Source organism: Legionella norrlandica, assembly GCF_000770585.1.
Lineage (GTDB): Bacteria > Pseudomonadota > Gammaproteobacteria > Legionellales > Legionellaceae > Legionella > Legionella norrlandica.
This window is the reverse complement of record NZ_JNCF01000005.1, coordinates 1-20,430: the sequence shown is the minus strand read 5'-3', so window position 1 is coordinate 20,430 and position 20,430 is coordinate 1. Positions and strand designations below refer to the sequence as shown.

Below are 20,430 nucleotides of genomic sequence, written 5' to 3'. Positions count from 1 at the left end.
ACAGTTGGCAAATTATGTCAAAAAATGGACAACAGGTAAATATTAATTTACATTCTGCACTAATATTAACACTATATTCAACTAAAAATGAATGGTCTTCTTGCTGATTTATGCCTTCTGAGCGACAATAGTGCCTCAGTTAAATGCCGAAGAGTAAGCATGAATAGTTTTAGAGAATTAGCCAATGCAGTGCGCATCTTAAGCATAGATGCAGTAAATCAAGCTCAATCTGGTCATCCGGGCATGCCTTTAGGCATGGCTGATATTGCAACTGTTTTATGGAAAAAATTCCTAAAATATAATCCTAAAAATCCTCATTGGTATAATAGAGACCGTTTTGTATTATCGAATGGCCATGGTTCCATGCTGCTTTACTCTTTATTACATCTGACCGGGTATAATTTAGACATCAGTGAACTTAAAAATTTTCGGCAACTAAACTCTAAAACACCAGGCCATCCTGAGTATGGTCATACTCCTGGTGTTGAAACGACTACAGGTCCATTAGGACAAGGTTTGGCAAATTCGGTAGGATGGCACTCGCAGAAAAAATCCTTGCCAGTACGTTCAATCATGACAATTTTAAGATAATCGATCACTACACTTATACCTTTGCTGGAGATGGCTGCTTAATGGAGGGCATTTCTCATGAGGCCTGCTCATTAGCAGGGACGCTTGGTTTAGGGAAACTTATTGTATTTTATGATGACAATGGCATCTCTATTGATGGTAGAGTGGAATCCTGGTTCACGGATGATACTGCTTCACGCTTCAAAGCGTATAACTGGCAAGTCATAGGTCCGATCGATGGGCATGATACGGAGCAAGTAGAGCAAGCAATCATAAAAGCCCGAGACAATACCACTCAGCCCACATTAATTATCTGTAAGACTATCATAGGATTAGGGGCCTCTGTAGCCGGGAGCGAAAAAGCACATGGCTCCCCATTGAGTTCTAGTGATATCAATTCGGTCCGTGAGTTCTTTAATTGGAAATATGAGCCTTTTGTAATTCCTGACTCTATCTATGAGCAATGGAATCATGTAGACCAAGGAGAAAAAGAAGAGCAACAATGGCTTCTGGCACTCCATGAATATAAACGACAATTTCCATTAGATCATGAGGAGTTTTTACGTCGCGCTAATGGTGATTTGCCTGACGATTGGCAAGAAATATGTAGTGAATTTCTAAGCAAATGTCTCCAAAATGATAAAGCCATTGCAACTCGCAAAGCATCACAACAATGTATCGAATTTTTTGCGGCTTTACTCCCTGAAATGCTAGGTGGTTCAGCTGATTTGACCGGCTCTAATAACACCGACTGGTCGGGCAGCAAAGCCATCACCGCCCATAATTTTTCTGGCAATTATCTTTATTATGGAGTTAGAGAATTTGCAATGGCTGCCATTATGAATGGCCTTGCCGTCCATGGAGGATTTATCCCCTATGGAGGAACTTTCCTTGTTTTTACTGATTATGCAAGAAACGCAGTACGCTTAAGTGCTTTGATGAAGCAACGCGTGATATATGTACTGACTCATGATTCTATTGGTTTAGGAGAGGATGGACCTACTCACCAACCTGTCGAACATATCGCTATGTTAAGAATGACACCTGGTATGACTGTCTGGCGTCCAGCCGATTTAATGGAAACCGCTGTTGCATGGCAACAATCATTAGAGCATCATAGTGGACCGTCTGCTTTATTACTCTCAAGACAAAATTTACCAGCTCTGAACCATACCCCCAATGCTGCTGAATTAATAAAGAAAGGGGGATACATTATTGCGGATTGTGATGGAAAACCAGATGCTATCTTGATATCTACCGGTTCTGAAGTTCAACTGGCTATTGCAGCAGCAGAACAGGTGAAATCGAAAGGTCTTAAAGTTAGAGTGGTATCTATGCCTTGTGCTGAACGCTTCCTTTCCCAAAGTGATACTTATAAAAAGCAAGTATTACCTAATGACGCTCGTATACGTGTTGCTATAGAAGCGGCCAGTAGCGCTTATTGGTACCAATTCGTCGGCCTGGAAGGTGCTGTGATTGGGCTCGATTCTTTTGGGGTATCGGCTCCGGCTGCAGATGCCTTTAATTACCTTGGAATTACTGTAGAAAAAATTATTAATACCCTGGATACATTAACCAAACAAACAATTGTGTAACCCCGTTCCTTTTGAATTTTCAAAGGAGCATGCTCAGTTCGTCTGAGTATAAAGGGTACCTTCAACTCGGAGAAGTAGTATGACAATACGAGTCGCGATTAATGGCTATGGCCGCATTGGTCGTTGCATTTTAAGATCGATTTTTGAATATAATAGACAAAATGAGTTTCAAATCGTTGCAATTAATGATTTATCTGGTATTGACGTTACCGCTCATCTAACTCGCCACGATTCAACTCATGGTCACTTTAGTTCCGACGTCAGTATAGAAGGCAATATGCTTATTATTGATGGGCAAAGCATTCAAGTTATTGCTGAACGAGAACCAGCAAAACTGCCATGGAAACAACTCGATATAGATATCGTCTTTGAATGCACTGGTTTCTTTACTAATAGAGAAACCGCAATGGGTCATATTACTGCTGGTGCTAAAAAAGTATTGATTTCTGCTCCAGCCAAAGGAGTCGATACTACAGTAGTATACGGGGTTAATCACTCGGTTATTAAATCCTCTGATATCATTGTATCCAATGCCTCCTGTACGACAAACTGTCTTGCCCCTGTTGTCAAAGTGTTACATGACGCTATAGGTATAGAATCAGGCCTAGTGAATACCGTTCATGCTTATACAAAAGATCAAATGCTTTTGGATGGCAGCCATAAAGACTTGCGCCGTGCTCGCTCTGCAACTCAATCAATAATTCCTACCAAAACTGGTGCTGCAGCTGCCGTTGGCTTGGTTTTACCCGAGCTGGCCGGGAAGTTAGATGGATTCGCTATGCGAGTTCCTGTTCTAAACGTATCAGTTGTTGATTTAACTTTCCAGGCAAAACGCGAAACATCTGCCGAAGAAATCAATGACGTAATGCGCAAGGCTAAAAGCCGAATTCTACAAATTAATGAAGATCCTTTGGTTTCTTGTGACTTTAATCACAACCCTGCCTCTGCTATTTTCGATACTACTCAAACTAAAGTCATAGGCAATTTAGTCAAAATAGTAGCCTGGTATGACAACGAATGGGGTTTCTCTAACCGAATGGTTGATACAGCGCACCAAATGATGAACTGCTAAGGGATAACCAATGAACTTAATAAAAATGAGCGACATTGACCTGTCTGGAAAAAGAGTTCTAATTCGTGAGGATTTAAACGTCCCGATCAAAGAGGCATAATAACCAGTGATCAGAGATTACAAGCTGCCCTGCCCACTATCAAATTAGCTTTGGATAGTGGAGCAGCAGTTATCGTACTCTCTCACCTTGGTCGCCCCGAGGAAGGCAGGTATGAAAAAAAATTCTCTCTCGAACCTGTTGCTGATTATTTAAAGAAAAATTTGGAATATCCTGTTCGATTTGTCAACAACTACCTGAATGGTATAGATGTAAAATCAGGAGAATTAGTCCTCTGTGAAAATGTTCGATTCAATCCAGGTGAAAAAAACAACGATGAGACTTTAGCTAGAAAATTGGCTAGTCTCTGTGATGTGTTTGTAATGGACGCCTTCGGCACAGCACACAGAGCGCAAGCGTCTACTTACGGTGTTGCTCAATATGCTCCGATTGCGGTGGCTGGCCCCTTGTTAGTTCGGGAACTTGAAGCGTTAGACCAAGTGCTCAAAGAGCCTAAAAGTCCTATTGTCGCTGTTGTGGGCGGAGCAAAAGTATCTTCTAAACTAAGCTTGTTAAAGCAATTAGTAGGAATGGTAGATTTTCTTATTCCCGGGGGAGGCATTGCTAATACTTTCTTAAAAGCCCAGGGATTTGAAATTGGTGTATCGCTTTACGAACCTGATTTATTAGATGAAGCGCGTAATATCCTTATTTTAGCAAAGGAAAAAGGCTGTCGAATTCCATTGCCCACTGATGTGGTAGTAGGCAAAACTTTTAGTGAAACATGCCCCGCTTTTAATAAATCTCTTGTCAATGTTGCAGAGGACGACATGATTCTCGACATTGGACCAGACACAATAAGCGATTACGTTGACATCATTAACGAAGCGAATACCATTATATGGAATGGGCCAGTTGGTGTTTTTGAATTCCCACAATTCGCTTATGGAACGAGAGCTCTGGCCATAGCAATTGCAGAAAGTGATGCCTTCTCCATTGCTGGTGGTGGTGATACCTTAGCTGCTGTAGATCTTTACGATTTAAATCAACAAATTTCCTATATTTCCACAGGAGGTGGGGCATTTCTAGAGTGTCTGGAAGGAAAAACCTTGCCTGCTGTTGCTATTTTGCAGGAGCGCGCAAAGCATGCTAAGACGAACTAAAATTGTTGCCACATTAGGCCCAGCTAGTAAAGAACCTGAAACCCTGCGTTCTTTGCTGGCTGCCGGTGTCAATGTAGTGCGAATTAACTTCTCACATGCTGATTCTTCTGCTCTCAAACTCATTACTCTCGTTCGTCAAATTGCAGGGGAACTAAATCATCCCATTGCAGTGATGGCTGATTTACAAGGACCAAAGATAAGGATTGGTCGTTTTAAAAATCGTTCCATAACTTTGGTGGATGGCCAAAGTTTTACACTGGATTGTATAGCACAGGATGTCCTTGGAGACATTAATGGGGTTTCGGTAGCCTATCCCAACCTAGCCAAAGAGCTAAACATTGGTGATCATCTTTTGATTAATGACGGATTAATTGAATTAAAAGTCACACAAATTTCAGAATCGAAAATCCATTGTAAGGTCTTGGAGGGTGGAGTATTAACCGATTTGAAGGGCCTAAATCGCAAAGGTGGTGGCCTAGCTGCCAGAACTTTAACTGAAAAAGATAAAAACGATCTACGAACAGCAATTGAAGCAGAAGTTGATTACATCAGTTTGTCATTTGTCAAAGATGCTGAAGATATTCGACATACCCGTGCCTTAATGAAAGAATATGGAGCAAAAATAACTCCTATTATTGCTAAAATTGAACGCATGGAAGCTTTGGAGCATTTAACTGACATTATTCGAGAAGCCGATGCTATAATGGTGGCCAGAGGAGATTTGGGAGTTGAAGTTGGAGCAGCAGAAGTTCCAGCCATTCAAAAACACATCATAGAACAAACTCGATTATTAGATAAGGTAGTCATTACTGCCACACAAATGATGGAATCTATGATAAGTAACCCTCAACCCACTCGCGCTGAAGTTTCTGACGTTGCTAATGCCATTCTAGATGGAACTGATGCTGTTATGCTTTCTGCTGAAACAGCAAGCGGTCTGTTTCCAGTGAAAGTCATTACCATGGTCAATAAAATTTGTTTAAGTGCTGAAAAGCATGCCAGCTTTTTTTATCACACCGATCATGAAACTTGTCATTACCACCGTGCTGATCAAGCAATAGCTATGGCAACTATGCATGCCGCCAATCATTTTCCAATCCAAGCCATTATTACCCTAACAGAATCTGGCGATACTGCCGTGTGGATATCACGGCAGCACAGCACTGTTCCTATTTTTGCAATCTCAGCCAATAAGCGCACTATTGGCCGTTTAAGTTTAGTAAATAATGTTTTCCCAATATACATTGATTTCCATCAATTCGATTTAGAGAAATTAAATCAGCAAATTTTAAATGAATTAGTCAATGCCGGATACCTTACAAAGAAGGGTTATGTTTTATTAACGCGTGGGAGTACAATTGGCACCCCAGGTGGCACCAATTGTATGGAAATTATTTCTGTTGCCTGATTGATGTAGTTAAATAAAATTAACTATGTCATTCCTTTAAAATCATAAAATAAGCTTCGACATAATCAGGCAAATTTCGAGTGGCTCGGTATAACGCATCTTTTCCAGGAAAACTACCAGCTAAATAGTCAATTTGATATAAATTATTATTAAAAGCGCCTCCCGTATCAGCCAAAATACCCATTTTGGTAATTTTATTTCCTGATTTATTTTGATACTGAATCATTAGCAGTTTTCCTAAGCCAAACTCAGTTAAGTCAGCAGCAAAGGTTACAGTGGGCTCGACTGTAATCTTATACTCAGCATCCTTGCCATATCCTTTTATTCCATCTACTTCTTTAAAGTACCAAAAACGCTCTTGTTGGTATGGATTTTTAGTACGGTCATAAGCGATATTATTATTACGATGAACATTAAATATTTTTTTACCAATAGAAGACCCCAAATCGGCCACGATCGTGCCTTGTAGGAGTGCTGCTTCCAAATCCTCACGACTCAAATAGGCTAATTTAGTAACAGGTTTCTCTTTAAGTGCGCCAGATAAAATAGATTGCTTACCATATTTAAAACGGATTAATCCTGGTTTCAAATTTGCTTGTTCTAAAGTCAAATTCCGTTCGTCATCTGGGAGAGCATATAAGGCATAAGGTCTTGTAGAAGTAGGCTTTGAACTCGCATTCGCCAAATGAACAAAATATTTCGTCATTAAAACCTTATTTTCCGGTATATTTAGTAGTAATGGTTTATTGGAAGATAATTGCCTTGCCTTCTCTAAATCAGGATACCAACGAATAAAATTAAAATGCTGTTTAACAAAAACTGGATCATTTAGTTTATCTTTATTCTGACAAATAAATTTTAATGTTTTCTTAACTCTCCCTAAAGAAATCTTAATTACTTTTCCATCATGGATAACTTGAGGATCGTAATTTTTGCCTTTATTTAAATACTCTAAAGTATGCTTCGCTGTATTACATAAGTCAGTGCCATTGGTCCCATATGTCCCATAAAAAGCGGGTAGAGATGTGAGAAATTTTGGCGCCGCCCATGATTGATAATTAAAAAGAAGACCTAAAAATAATATCCCAATTCGCATTTATTCTGCCGTCTCTTTTTTCTCTTCTGATTTTCTAGACAAGCCAAGTTTTTCTTTCAAACGAGCTACCGCATCAGGGTCATATTGTCTAGATACTTTATGTTTTATAATTACAGGAGACTTAGCTGTCTGAGTCGGCTCATTTTGTGACGTATAAGCAGAACTTCTTAGGGGGTAGATAGGTAAAAAAGGTTCGTTATGGAATTCAGCTGCATTCGTCGATTTTGCTGTTGAAGTAATAGCTTGTTGAGCATTGGGATGACCAAGCATTTTCCCCATTACTAATTTACGAGCATTCTTAACGCTTTTTTCTACTCGCTTTTTAATTTTGGTTGCAGCATGCTCTGCTTCTTCTGTCGTAACTTCCGACACAGGATTTCCTTGCAGATCGATTCGTATTTCACGTGCCTTCAAGCATGCCAGGTAATCAAGACGACGAGTAAAAAGCACAACCGCTTCTCTTAATTTGCTCTTGGAAATTCCAATTTGCGCAGCTTTATCAGCATGAAGCAATATATCTGACATAATGCCAATCTTTAATGGCCGGATACGCAATGAATTATCAAATGCTTCAGGGAAATTTGCCGCAAGCCATAATAAAGCTTCAGAGCGCGCTCGTTTTGATTTATTTTTTTGAGCCTTATTGATGACAGCGGTGCGTGGGTGCAGCTCCTGTTTTCTCATTCTGGTGCCCTTATTATGTTTAATAAATAAGTATGAAAATCATCAAAATTATCTAATTTGAAAAAGTCAGTCGACCCTGAGTATTTGATAGTCATATCTTGAAATTAGCTAGTGTAATTGCGCTATTAATTACTCGAGAAATGAGCGCACAATGTACAATGTTTATTGAGCATTTGCAAGTCCTCTTTCTTTTTTATGCCAAACTTTCACTGAATTGCAGCCGATGGACAAAATAAATATGTTAAACTTATAATTAAATATCGACTAATGGTGAAGCAATATGAAAATAAAAAAAATCTTATTATCAATTCTCGCTATATCCATGCCATGGGTAGTATTATTGATTAAAGACAATCCTGGTGGAGCTGTTGTCGCCTTAATTATGCAAGCTACAGTAATTGGATGGCCTTTTGCTTCCTATTGGGCATGGCGCACGGTAAATCCTGTGGCTCCAACACACCAAAGTAAACAATAATTTATCTTCTATAAATTCAAGATCACTAATTGGGAGTACACATGTTAGCACGTGTCATAGTTAATGGCGCCAATGGTAAAATGGGATCACTTGCTTGCGAAACGTTAGATAATCACAAACAATTTGAATTAGTTGCAAAACTAACAAAACAAGACAATCTTGGTCAAACCATCCGTGATACCAATGCACAAATTGTTGTTGACTTAACTCGTGCCGACTGTGTCTACGAGAACTCTTTAACCATTATTAATCACGGTGCTCGACCTGTTATTGGAACTTCAGGTCTTTTGCAAGCACAAATAAAGGAATTAGCGAAACGTTGTGAAGAAACGCAAATAGGCGGAATTATTGCACCTAATTTTTCAATTGGTGCTGTTCTAATGATGCTTTTTGCCGTTAGGGCTTCTGAATATTTTTCAGAAGTAGAAATTATTGAAGGACACCACCAACAAAAACTAGATGCTCCATCTGGAACTGCGTTAAAAACTGCAGAAATGATTGCTGCCGCGAGAAAAAACCCAAAAAACAAACTCCCTATAAAAGAGTTAATTCCTGGCGCTCGTGGAGGCTCTCATCATGATATTAATATACACTCCCTACGCCTACCTGGCTTACTGGCACGACAAGAAATTATGTTTGGCAGCGTAGGTGAAACATTGTCTATTATCCACAACAGCATTGATCGCCACTGTTTTATGCCCGGTATAGTATTGGCTTGCCAAAAAGTATTAGAGTTAAATACCCTAGTTTATGGTTTAGAGCATTTACTTTAACTGCTCTAAATTATGCCTCTTACCTGAATTTATTGGCCCATTACCTGTGAGCCAATCCTGGCTAAACACTATTATAGCCAAAAGTATTTTCTCTTTTTAAGCTCTCGTTTTCTATTTTTGAGTTCTCAAATAGAGTCCGCCATTCTGAAATAGCCTCGTTAGCTAATTTTTCTAACGTCTCTGAATTTTTTAAAGGTTGTAACAAGCTCCTGATGCGATCATAGACTGAATTCGTGGCTGAAGTTCTGGTTGAATCGCTTTCTGGCCTCTTCAGAACAGAAAAAAATATCTTTCCCATACGAAGCACATTATCATTTCCAGAGTTTTCATCTTGCATTACTTCCCGGATATTTCTTATCCCAGTTGGTCCGTCCTCCTTATCGGGAAACCAACGTGGTTTCCAAGAGCTCTTTGTTGGTTTTTGAAAACGGCTTTCTTCATTTACTAGCGCACTTAATATGTCATAAAGCTTAGTGCATAGTTTTTCACCGAGCTGTTTTGCGATTAAGATACAATGCAATACATTTTCTGGTAAAAAATAATAGGCTAAATCTTTGTGGATATTTTTTATTTCATTATCAGTTGCCAATCTATCATCATAAGATAATGCCTTTTCTGTACCCAATCGCTCGTTAATTGCTGCTGCGACGTCTTGTGGCCAATACCAGTCTGGAGTTTTAATTCCTTCAGAACCCGGAGCATTTTGTCCTGCAAGCTCATGTTGATGTCTTGAGACGTAAAGATCTACAACAATGTTAATAAAATTAATCCGCTCTTTTTCTTCTTTAGGGGTACCAAATTTAGGCCAGACTCCATATTTTTCCTTATATAAAATCATCGCATCCGTATGCAATAGCTCCACCGCCTTTCTATCTTTACCGCTAACACAGGAACCATAACTATAGCCAGACAAAGTTAAAATAATCAATTCTTCCAAAGAACTTAAAAATAACTCCCTTCCGTCATAGTCCCAAAAAGTGGCCGAACCCAACGGTGAATTAAGAACTGCTTTATACTCATCTATTAATAACTGCAATTCTGGGATACTAGATACATAACTTTCTGCAACATTTAATAAATATTCGCTATCCGAATCATTAGCCGCAGTATAATAAAACCGCTTTGCCACATTAAAAGGATGGTTATGTTGAAAAATATCCTGCCTATGTTCACTTCGCGCAACAGCCTCTCGAGCGATTTTATAGAGCTCCAAATCAGGGGGTAATTCCGGCAAATAATCTGTTACTACTGTTGGAATATAATCTACTGCATGGATGGGGCTAATTAATGTTTGTAGTAACTTCTGTTGTCCCAATTTGGCATTTTCCATAACTTTAATCAGATTTGAATCAACATGACGCTGTTGGACAGCCTTTGGAAATTTTAATACATCACGACTTGCAATATGACTTGATCGATATCGCTTGCCGTAAAATAACTTTTCATTACCCTCACCATCTATCAAATATAAGCTATGAGCACCATAATTTGCTGGAGCGGGCAAAGTTCGATGTCGGCTTGACAGAAAAGATACAGCCTCTTCTATGGTTTCTGCATTCTCAAGAACATATTGTAAGAAATATTGCTGCCTTTCAGGCAACACCCAATACCATTGGGCAATTTTTGTCACTAATGGTAACGTAGAGGTGTATTGCTCGTTTTTGGCTTGTTCAGACATAAATAGTTTAAATTTTTTTAAATTAGATTCAATTTCATATGCAGAACAGCCTGGCAAAGCGCGAATCATAGTCTGCTGAGCTAAGCTCAAATCGTTAAACCAAGAAGGATAAGGTGTTAAATCTTTATGAATGTGGTTTAAATCAGCATTCAAATTAAGTGCTTGTTTTGTAATTTCCCCCCACTTCATTAAAAATTGATTTAAATCTTGCCCTAACCTTTTTGTATCAATGGGAGTTAAACGTAAATTACAATAGTAAGCCTGTTGATACTCCGGCAAATTTCGAAACCAGATCGGTGTTTTAGGATAATTACTTATTTTTAATTGCTTTAATTCCTCTAACCATTGCCCATAAACAGGTGACAACGATTGATCTTGTTGCAAAACATACGCAGTCCCGCTCTCAAGTTCGATAGGCATTAAAGTAGCTATATCATGCCGACCTTTACTCATTAATACGTATTGTTCAGCTTCATTAAGAGAGGCTATGGCTTCTTTAACTGCTCTGCCCTTGGGCCATTTCCAGGCAATTGAAATAACCTCTACTAATTTAGCAGTATATTTTTCAAGTTCAACATGCAAATCATCTAAAGTAGATTTTTTTAAATTACACGCTGCCTTACATTCTTCAGCATAAGCACTCAAAGTTTCAACAGTTAGAGAAGTGTGTTCGGGATCTAATGGATAAGCTTTTAAAATAAACAAAAAGGCATCATGGAGACTTTCGATTCGGCGAGCAATGCTTTTTTGATAATTGGGCTTTGCTTCAAAATATTCTAATTTACAACCAGGAAGAAGTCTTTCTAAAGTATTAATAACTCCAGAAGATAATACTGTATTTTCCAAAACACGTAAAACTTTACCTTTTCCCATAGCTTAATTCCCTTACTGCTTTAAATTTCTCATTATTGTATAAATAATTTAATGAAACAATGAATTAAATCAATAATTAAATTATTTATTTATCTAAGATATCAGGAAGTTAATTACCTTAATAGCATTACTTCATGCTAAACTAGATTTTTTGGAGGAATAGTAAAAGGATAGCCATGAAAAGTATAGAAGATTTTACAGGTTTTTCTGAATCTGGAATTGATGATGCCATCCAGAATGCCTTAAAAAAAGCAGGTGACCCCGTCCATTTTGAAGTGATTGAAACTTTAAGCTCGCAAGGAAATCAATCAGATAGGCAATATCAGGTTACTCTTAAAACATTCAATGAATAATCTTAAATGACGATAATCATTAGCTCGAGTTAAATGCTTGGAATAGGTTCTAACTTTTTCTAAGATTATCTATCTAGCTGCCCTAATAATAAATAAAAGGAGTTAAAAGATGGGATATAATGTACCTCACTACATTGGGGGCCAACTCATTAATGAAACCAACACCGAATCTCAATCCATTTATAACCCAGCCTTAGGAGAAATTATTGGCCAGGTTCATTTTGCATCAAAAGCAACTTGCGATAAAGCAGTAGCTAACGCCAAAGAAGCCAGTGTGGGATGGGCGCAAACTCCGGCAATAAAAAGAGCGAGAATTTTATTCCGTTTTAGGGAATTATTAGAAAAAAATCAATTGGAATTAGCCCGAATAATTACTCGTGAACACGGTAAAACTTTAGATGATGCGAAAGGATCAGTGGCTAGAGGTATCGAAGTAGTAGAATTACACTGTGGCCTTGTTAATGAACTTAAAGGAGATTTTTCTGCTGAGGTAGCGACCCATATTGATTGCCACACGTTTCGACAACCCTTGGGTGTGTGTGCCGGCGTCTCCCCCTTTAATTTCCCCGTCATGGTTCCTATTTGGATGATGATACCAGCTATTGCTTGCGGGAATACGTTTATCCTTAAGCCTTCTGAACAAGATCCTTCTGCGCCCATTCGCTTGCTGGAATTACTAAGCGATGCGGGTTTACCTCCTGGTGTTGTGAATTGTGTTCAAGGCAACAAAGCTACAGTTGATTATTTACTTGCCCATCCCGATATTGCAGCATTTACAGCAGTTGCTTCAACACCTGTCGCAGAACACATATATACAACGGCAACCGCTTATGGCAAGAGAGCCCACACTTTTGGCGGAGCGAAAAATCATTGTGTTGTTATGCCTGATGCTGATTTAGACCAAGCTGCCAATGCTATAGTAGGAGCAGCCTATGGTTCGGCAGGAGAGCGTTGCATGGCCTTGTCAGTAGTTGTAGCAGTAGGACAACATACTGCGGATGCGTTAGTAAACAAAATGGCACCTTTAATTCGTGCTATTCGCATAGATGCCGGGGATGTTGCAGGTACAGACATGGGCCCACTGATCAGTCAAGCCCATCGCCAACGAGTTTTGGCCGCTATTGAAAAAGGAGTGAATGAAGGTGCTCGTTTAATCATTGATGGCAGATCTTTTAAGCACCCACAACATTCTCAAGGTTTCTACCTAGGACCATGTTTGTTTGACGAAGTCACAGAAGAAATGTCAGTTTATCAAAACGAAATTTTCGGTCCTGTACTGGTTATAGTTCGGGTTAATCATTTTGAAGAGGCTTTGGCTTTAGTCAACAAACATCAATATGGAAATGGCACGGCTATTTTCACTCGGGATGGATTTACAGCCCGTGAATATAGTCAACATGTTCAAGTTGGTCTGGTAGGCATTAATATTCCAATTCCTGTTCCTATTGCTAATCACCCGTTTGGAGGTTGGAAACGTTCTGTCTTCGGAGACACTAATATGCACGGTGAAGAGAGTGTGCATTTCTATACCCGACGCAAAACAGTGACCAGCAAATGGCCCGTAACTGAATTAAAAGACAGTGCCTTTGCTATGCCTACCCATAATTAACCCAGATAATTACGGAGGAATATATGGCCAAGATTGGATTTGTTGGATTGGGACATATGGGTTTGCCCATGGCCCTCAATCTTCTAAAGGCAGGTCATAGCGTAACAGGTTATGATTTGCAGCAATCAGCTCTCGAGCATTTTGCCGAGTCTGGTGGAGAAAAAGCACATAATTTGCAAGAATTGGCAAAAGAAAAAGAAGTAATCATCACTATGCTACAAACAGGACAACAAGTATTACACGTATGTCTTGGAGTAGATGGATTATTTAACAGATTAAGCCTGGTGCATTGTACATTGATTGCTCGACAATCGATGTAAAAAGCGCACGAGAGGCTCACCAAATTGCTAAAGAAAATCATCTTTTAATGGTTGACGCTCCTGTCTCGGGTGGGGTGGCAGGTGCTTCAGCAGCGACTTTAACTTTCATGGTAGGGGGAGAAATGGAGGCCTATAATGCAGCACGACCCATCCTCTCTGCCATGGGACAGAAAATCATTTATACGGGAGGGGCAGGTAGCGGACAAGCTGCCAAAATTTGCAATAATATGATCCTGGGCACCTCCATGATCGCCATATCGGAAGCTTTCGTATTAGCAAAAGAATTGGGATTATCCTCTGAAAAACTATTCGAAGTAGTAAACAATTCTTCAGGACAGTGCTGGGCCATGAGCAAATATGTACCTATTCCGGGAATCCTTGAAAACGTTCCTGCCAATAATGATTACAAACCGGGATTTGCAGCAAAAATGATGTTGAAAGACTTATTATTAAGTCAAAATTCCGCAAAATCCGTACATATTGAAACTCCACTGGGGGCTAAGACCACCGAAATCTATCAGCAATTTGTAGATCAAGGTCTTGGCGATATAGATTTTTCTGCAATTATTAAGCAAATTGCCAAGACAGGCGAGGTATAAAATGCCCCATGTTCATCTTGCTCACCCCCATTTTACCCAAACAGAAGATTCTTTAATAGAATTCTGGTCTGAAATTGCCAAACAGACCATTGATTGGATATGTCCTTGGAATACTACTCTTGGAGGAGGTTTACAAAAAGGAGATGTTAAATGGTTTCAAGGTGGGTTATTGAATGTCAGTACCAATTGTCTGGACAGACATTTACCTCATAAAGCCAATCAAACTGCCATTATCTGGGAAGGGGATGATGACAACCAAAGTAAATCCCTAACTTTTTCTCAATTGCATTCTGAAGTATGCAAAATGAGTAATGTACTAAAACGCTTAAACATTCGCAGAGGAGATACTGTAGGCATTTATCTGCCCATGATTCCTGAAGCTGCGATTGCCATGCTTGCTTGCGCTCGTATAGGAGCTATACATACTGTTATATTCGCTGGTTTTTCAGCACACGCATTACAACAGCGATTGATTGCTTCTTCTTGCAAATGCCTAATCACTGCTGATGCATTTCAACGGGGTGGCAAGAAAATCCTATTAAAAAAACAAGCTGATGAAGCGAGCAAAGATCTCAATATTACCAGACTGATTATTAAAAATGATAACACTCCTGTCGTTTTAGATAAAAGCAAAGACCATTGGTGGCATGAATTAAAACAAACCGTACCTGAACAATGTACACCAGAACCTATGGATGCAGAAGACCCGCTCTTTATTCTTTATACCTCTGGAAGTACAGGACAACCTAAAGGAGTGGTACATACTACAGGAGGATATTTAGTACAAACAGCTTATACGCATCAATTAATATTTGATTGCCAAGAAGACGAGGTATTTTGGTGTACTGCCGATGTCGGTTGGATTACAGGCCATAGCTATGTAGTATATGGACCTCTCTGTAACGGCATTACAACATTAATGTTTGAGGGGATACCTACTTGGCCAGATGCCGCAAGAAACTGGCGTATTATTGACAAACACCAAGTCAATGTGTTTTATACAGCCCCAACAGCCATTCGTTCCTTAATGAAAGCTGGAGATCAATGGCTTGACTCAAGCTCAAGAGCTCGCTTCGCCTATTGGGTTCAGTGGGCGAACCATAAATCCTGAGGCTTGGAATTGGTATCATCAAAAAGTTGGACAAGGCCGATGCCCTGTAGTCGATACCTGGTGGCAGACAGAAACTGGCGCCATTATGATAAGTCCCAGACTAAATGAGGGAAGAATGAAGCCTGGTGCAGCTTGTAAACCTATTCCAGGCATAGTGCCAATCCTGTTAAATGACCAAGGCCATGAAATTGATGGTGCTGGTGAAGGATTATTAGCCATCAAATATCCCTGGCCTTCTATAGCCAGAACAATCGCGGGAGATCATAAACGTTACCGCGCTACTTATTTATCCGACGGTTATTACATTACTGGCGATGGAGCCAAGCGGGATGAAGAGGGAGATTACTGGATTACCGGCCGTATTGATGATGTACTCAATGTCTCAGGCCACAGACTTGGGACTGCAGAAATTGAATCCGCTTTAGTGAGTCACCCTAAAGTGGCAGAAGCTGGTGTCGTCGGCATTCCTCACGATTTGAAAGGGCAAGGAATATTCGCCTATGTCATTTTGAAACATGGGAATAAGCCGGACAATAATCTAAAAACAGAATTGATAGAACGAGTCAAAGAGGAAATAAGTGCTATCGCGAAACCGGACGTCATTCAGTTTGTAAACGATCTTCCTAAAACCCGCTCAGGTAAAATTATGAGGCGGATACTAAGAAAAATCGCTTGTAAGGAAGTTTCTCATGTTGATGAGCTGGGAGATTTGACGACATTAGCGAATCCTCAAGCGGTTGAAGCGTTGATGGAAAAGCATTAATGTAATTAACTTACAAAGCATCGCAACCTAATTAGCGCAGTGGTATGGAGCTCCTATAAATTCCCAATTCTTTCCTGAAATGTAACTTCGCCTAGTCCTGGCTACGAGTTTAACCTAGAAAAAACAGTTAAAACCTACTGCTTTTTCTAGGTAAAAAAATATCAAAATCAAATTTATCAAGATTTGACTTGGAGAGTTTGTAGCGTTTCTGAGAACTCTTTAACAGTTTTTTCAGATTCAGTTTGAGTTGGAAATAATCTCCATCGTCCCGCCAGTAAATTAGCGCCCCCGAAAGTCATTATACTAAGCAGGGCACCAGCAATATCAGCAAGAACTTGTTTCCAGCCTCGATGCTTTTCTAAAACTGGTAACGCCTTGTTAATCGCTTTAGAACAAGAAGCATGAAATGCTTCACATCTTATTTTTGTAGGCAATTGAGAATCCAAGAAAGCATCTTTTGCACTTACTAAATCATGATAAAGAACTGCTGCTGCTTGAGCTGCATTCCTGTAATCTTTATTGTCTTTGGCCTTTTTCACTAACTTACCAAACATACTCTCTATAATTTCTAAATGCTTTATGAATTCAATCTCTTCAATTATCTTTCTGGATTCTTCTTTAGCCTGTATCTTATTTATTATTTCATCAGCATTAATCCGAATTTCACTAATTTTATCTGTTAATGCCTTTTCGATAACAAGATGATTGTTATTGAAATATCCAAATTGCTTTTGGGCTTCCTCTAAATCAGGTTTGTTATCTATTAAGTGTTGAACTTGAACTATTAAAAGTTGTTTTTGCGCTTCAACTGCTTTGGGAGTATTACACCCATCAAATGTTACAGGAAATTTTTGGATTTGCTCACTCACCTCACTCATCACTTTTCTTGCTCTTTCTATGATGTTTTTTTGTAGAGTTTCCGCTTCAATATTAATCTTCTGGATCTTCTCTTGAAAAACCTTCCTTATTTTTTGGTTTGTAATTAATGGTTGACCTAGAAGATCATCTAACTCAGTAATTGCTTTCAATTGCTCATTCAAATGAATACGTTGTTTTTCAATGATTTCTATGGTGCTTGTATCATCAAATTTTATGGGAAATTCTTCTATTCTTCTGACATATTTTTCTATTTCTTTTTCATTGCTTATTGCAGCAGCATTTCTCTTATTTATCGCAATAATTAATTGTCCCGCAAGCTCATTTACTTTTTGCTTTCTGGCTTCAAGCGCTTTTACAATTTCTTCAGGAATCTCCGGCAGGTGTAAAATAGATTGAACTTTCAATAATTCCTGATTCTCTTTAACTAATTCGTCCAGTTGTCGTAATAAATTGTTTTTCTGTAATTCTATTGCCGAATAGGAACTCTGATCACCAAAACCAATGTGAAATGAGTCAATTTGTTTTTTAATTAAATCTATCGTTTCTCTTGCTCTCTCAACAATTGTCATTTGTAGCTTCTGGGCATGAGTATTAATTTGATCAATTTTGTCTTCAGAAGCTTTCTTTATTTTTGGAATTATAATTAGTTGTTGGCCCCAAAAATCTTCAAGGTCAGTAATTTTCTTTACTTGCTGATTCAAGTTAATACGTTGCTCTTCAATCGCTTCTATAGTGCTGGTATCATAAAATCTTACTGGCAATTCTTTTATTTTTTCGGCGCAGTCTTCTATTTCTCTTTCATAGTCCTGGATAAATTCAAGTTGTTGTTTTGCGACAATATCAATCATCTGCAATTGATTTTGTAAAGCGTTCTGTACCTCGGGATGCCGTTCTTTAGTGAAACCTAATTCCTTTTCAGCTTGTAGCAGTTCAGAAGAATCGCTAATTTTTGCAAGTTCTTTCTTTAACTCATCTGCATGAAGTTGAACTAGCACAACCGTTCTCAAATTATCAAAATTAAACTTAAAAGAATTGATTTTCTCAATACCTTCTGCAATTATCTTAGCATTCCCATCTTGTATTTTAATAGCAGCTTTTTTCTGGTTTATTTCAATAATTAACTGCTGAGCAACCTCATTAATTTCTTGTTTTTTAGTTTGAAGTGCTTTTTTAATTGCTTCAGGAATTTCAGGAAGGCCTAAAAAAAATTGAGCTTTCACCAGCTCCTGGTTTTCTTTAACCAGCTTATCCAATTGTCGCAATAAATTCTCTCTCTGAAATTCTATTAGGGAAAAGGAAGAATTCTTATCACTGAAATTAACAAAGAATTGATTAATTTGTTCCGCAACTGTTCTTATTAATTCTCTTGACCTCTCTGTCATCTCCTTTTGGACTCCTTCTGACCGATCATTAATCTCTTTGATTTTGTCATGATAGGCATTTTTTATTTTGGGATTTTCAATTAATTGTTGGCCAAAAAAATCTTTATTCTGAATAATTTCAAACACTCTCTGACTCAAGCGAATTTCTTGTCTTTTAATAGCCTCTCTTGTACTTTTATTGTAAAACACTATGGGAAATTCTTTTATTTGTCTGATATATTCGTCGATTCCCCTTTCATGTTCCTTGATGAGATCAAGCTGCAGTGTTGCGGCAAGATCAATCTGACACCATTGATTTTGCAGGGCTTTGTGAACTTCGGGATGTTGTCCATTCATAAATCCCAACAGATTTGCCGCTTGTTGCAATTCGAGAGAGTTACTTATTTTTTCAAGTTGCTTTTTTAATGAGTTGGTATGAACGTCAACGTACTCAGCCAGGGTTAAATGACTAAAATCAATTTTAATAGAGTTGATTTGTTGAATACTATCTAAAACTGCCTTCCTAGCCTGCTCAAGGGATTCTGTCATGATATTATCAATTATAGGAATTTTTACAGTTTGTTTGGGTTTATATAAAGATTCAAACCAAGATTTAAATTCACTGGATGCTCTGAAATCAACTGTTTGGGCATATTCTTCAAAAGATTGGCCAAATAAACTATGAATTTTCTGTGAAGCTAAGACAAATAAAGCCTTAGCCATTACAGGATTAAGTTGACTTAGCCTATGCAAACTTCTAAACACTTCATCTGAATTTTTAAAGTTAGTACTGGCAAGAAGCGCATTTAGAAATCCTTCATCCACTTGAGATGTATCTTTGCCTTGAATGTATCTTTCTACTTCCGGCGAAGAATCATAAGCAGCAAGATATTTGGCAACTGCTTTGGCTAAAAGAATTTTGGGAGTAAACAAGGTCTCTATCGATTGTCCAGTAAACACTCCAGCTGTAAATAAAGCTCTTAATCCGGAGTTTCGAGTTAAATTATTTATGCCTCCAACAAAATAAAAGTGGATAAGCCCATCTTCAATCATTTTTTTCGCATTTTCAAAGGAGCCACCCAGTTGCGTCTTCTTTTGTGTTATCGCAGAACTTACAACGAATTCAAAAAAAGCCTTACTGCCAAAATTGATCCCGGCGTTGTTTTCCTGCCCTAGGTTTTTTGAAGCTAACTCCGCCAAAACCTCACCTAATAATTCTTGAGATGCTTCTTCCCTAAGAACCATTTCAAGCAAGTCCATCCGCGAAACATTAGCTAAAAGCAGTTTCAAAAAGTCTTTCTTAGAGCCATTGGCATTTTTTAGACAATTAGCTGCTGTCGCTTTTTCACCTGCACAAAGCTTAAAGAGCTTTTCAAAATAAGGTATTTCCTGATACAAAATGATGCAGGAAGGAATAGTCTTATTATCAATTAAAAGATTTTTTTCCTCCAAAAACATAAGCATCTCTTGCAAACTAGGGCTAGCAAAGACATATTTTCCAAGATTTTCAGGAAGCTCTAGAAGTTTTCTTGTTAAACCAGCTCTATGGGGATTGGTATTGAAAAGGCAGAATCTACAGTTGCGTTTCTCGATGTCATCTAAGCTATAGGTTTCTCTTTTAGTATTATCATGTGGATTTATTAATACAATATCATAATTTCCTGATCCTTTAGGAATTACCTTATCTATTCGTAAAGCATGGCGGCCATGAAATTTCCCGAATATATCAGCCTTTCCATAAGACATGCTGATATACACCGGTTCTTCAGGATTCATTAATTTTAATTTAATCATATCCTTAATCTGTGAACCAGGGATATCATTAGCCTGGATGCCAAAAAATTTACCTACAAAAGCAGTAGATGAGACGTTGGCAATCCTGTCAGGAATATCATGCGCAATAACACTGGCCATGGGATCATCATTATTCCAATCACCAACATAATAATAAGAAACCAAACGTTCCAGGATTTTTATTGCAAGAGCATTACTACTGGCTCCACCATATCGG

Annotated in this window: 10 protein-coding genes and 4 pseudogenes; 10 read left to right on the top strand and 4 right to left on the bottom strand. The window is 38.5% G+C overall.

What is annotated here, in order from left to right:
- Positions 1-87: 87 nt before the first annotated feature.
- The 4 genes and pseudogenes from tkt to pyk all read left to right on the top strand — a co-directional run bounded on the left by tkt (position 88) and on the right by pyk (position 5,845).
- Positions 88-2,165: pseudogene (gene tkt, locus OK13_RS02075) on the top strand (transketolase).
- Positions 2,166-2,244: 79 nt separating this feature from the next.
- The gene (gene gap / locus OK13_RS02070) at positions 2,245-3,237 is read left to right on the top strand and encodes a type I glyceraldehyde-3-phosphate dehydrogenase (RefSeq protein ID WP_035887178.1); all 993 of its coding nucleotides are present in this window, start codon (positions 2,245-2,247) and stop codon (positions 3,235-3,237) included.
- A gap of 10 nt (positions 3,238-3,247) precedes the next feature.
- Positions 3,248-4,437 (top strand): annotated as a pseudogene (locus OK13_RS02065) (phosphoglycerate kinase).
- The gene (gene pyk, locus OK13_RS02060) at positions 4,421-5,845 is read left to right on the top strand and encodes a pyruvate kinase (RefSeq protein WP_035887176.1); all 1,425 of its coding nucleotides are present in this window, start codon (positions 4,421-4,423) and stop codon (positions 5,843-5,845) included. The pseudogene OK13_RS02065 and the gene pyk overlap by 17 nt, the downstream one beginning before the upstream one ends.
- A 28-nt stretch (positions 5,846-5,873) precedes the next feature.
- Here the strand turns inward: pyk and OK13_RS02055 are convergent, their stop codons facing one another.
- Together OK13_RS02055 and OK13_RS02050 are read right to left on the bottom strand one after the other, a co-directional pair.
- Entirely contained in the window at positions 5,874-6,941 is a 1,068-nt protein-coding gene (locus OK13_RS02055) for a hypothetical protein (RefSeq protein WP_035887174.1), read from the bottom strand.
- Complete coding sequence (locus tag OK13_RS02050) at positions 6,942-7,625, bottom strand: ProQ/FinO family protein (RefSeq protein ID WP_035887172.1); 684 nt, start codon at positions 7,623-7,625, stop codon at positions 6,942-6,944. It abuts the gene before it with no gap.
- A gap of 280 nt (positions 7,626-7,905) precedes the next feature.
- Here OK13_RS02050 and OK13_RS02045 point away from each other — a divergent pair, with 280 nt between their 5' ends.
- Complete coding sequence (locus tag OK13_RS02045; protein WP_035887171.1) at positions 7,906-8,100, top strand: hypothetical protein; 195 nt, start codon at positions 7,906-7,908, stop codon at positions 8,098-8,100.
- A 41-nt stretch (positions 8,101-8,141) separates the two neighbouring features.
- Positions 8,142-8,873 carry a 4-hydroxy-tetrahydrodipicolinate reductase gene (dapB, locus tag OK13_RS02040; protein WP_035887168.1) on the top strand — a complete coding sequence of 244 codons (732 nt, stop codon included), beginning with the start codon at positions 8,142-8,144 and terminating at the stop codon, positions 8,871-8,873.
- Positions 8,874-8,934: 61 nt separating this feature from the next.
- On the opposite strand, the gene OK13_RS02035 is transcribed toward dapB, so the two are convergent.
- Positions 8,935-11,424: a hypothetical protein gene (locus OK13_RS02035; protein ID WP_052117520.1), complete on the bottom strand. Its 2,490-nt coding sequence runs from the start codon at positions 11,422-11,424 to the stop codon at positions 8,935-8,937.
- 176 nt (positions 11,425-11,600) lie between these two features.
- Between OK13_RS02035 and OK13_RS14365 the strand changes: the two genes are divergently transcribed.
- The 4 genes and pseudogenes from OK13_RS14365 (at position 11,601) to acs (ending at position 16,179) form a co-directional block, all read left to right on the top strand.
- Complete coding sequence (locus OK13_RS14365; protein ID WP_152571537.1) at positions 11,601-11,777, top strand: dodecin domain-containing protein; 177 nt, start codon at positions 11,601-11,603, stop codon at positions 11,775-11,777.
- Positions 11,778-11,886: 109 nt separating this feature from the next.
- A complete protein-coding gene (locus tag OK13_RS02030; RefSeq protein ID WP_035887166.1) occupies positions 11,887-13,386 on the top strand; it encodes a CoA-acylating methylmalonate-semialdehyde dehydrogenase in 1,500 nt (499 codons plus the stop codon).
- 23 nt (positions 13,387-13,409) lie between these two features.
- Positions 13,410-14,305, top strand: a pseudogene (gene mmsB / locus OK13_RS02025) (3-hydroxyisobutyrate dehydrogenase).
- Between the two features lies 1 nt (position 14,306).
- Positions 14,307-16,179: pseudogene (acs, locus tag OK13_RS02020) on the top strand (acetate--CoA ligase).
- A 176-nt stretch (positions 16,180-16,355) separates the two neighbouring features.
- On the opposite strand, the gene OK13_RS14520 reads toward acs, so the two are convergent.
- Positions 16,356-20,430: coiled-coil domain-containing protein (locus tag OK13_RS14520; protein WP_052117519.1), on the bottom strand; the 4,075-nt coding region annotated here is incomplete at its 5' end.